The sequence below is a fragment of the Dellaglioa sp. CoH-57-MRSF-21 genome, assembly GCF_056781915.1.
Genome location: NZ_JBXAXU010000171.1, coordinates 1 through 282 on the forward strand (window position 1 = coordinate 1; position 282 = coordinate 282).

General features: G+C 53.5%; 1 protein-coding gene. It reads left to right on the forward strand.

The annotated features are described in order from the left end of the window. Nucleotides 1-80: 80 nt before the first annotated feature. On the forward strand, nucleotides 81-282 hold a 202-nt coding region (locus AC1RPQ_RS08420), incomplete at its 3' end, for a hypothetical protein (RefSeq protein WP_481762332.1).

Consider the following 282-nt stretch of genomic DNA (forward strand, 5'->3'; position numbering starts at 1 on the left):
GAAAAAGGTGTACCCAAAATGTAGATCGCGAGAATCCATCCTGAATCTCGCTCTTGAAAATCTGTATAGGAGAAATTTCGGTGCAAGCTGAAACCACGCAGCAACCTGTTATTGCCGCCCACCTGCGTAATGGGCAGACGGTTATCGCCCGCTACAAAGGCGAAAACGAAACGCATCTCGGGCTCGACAAGCCGTACATTCTGGAGACGTTTCCGGGCGCGGGTCCCGGCGGTCAAACTGGTGTGATGCTGACGCCCTACCTTGGCCAACACAAGGTGTTCG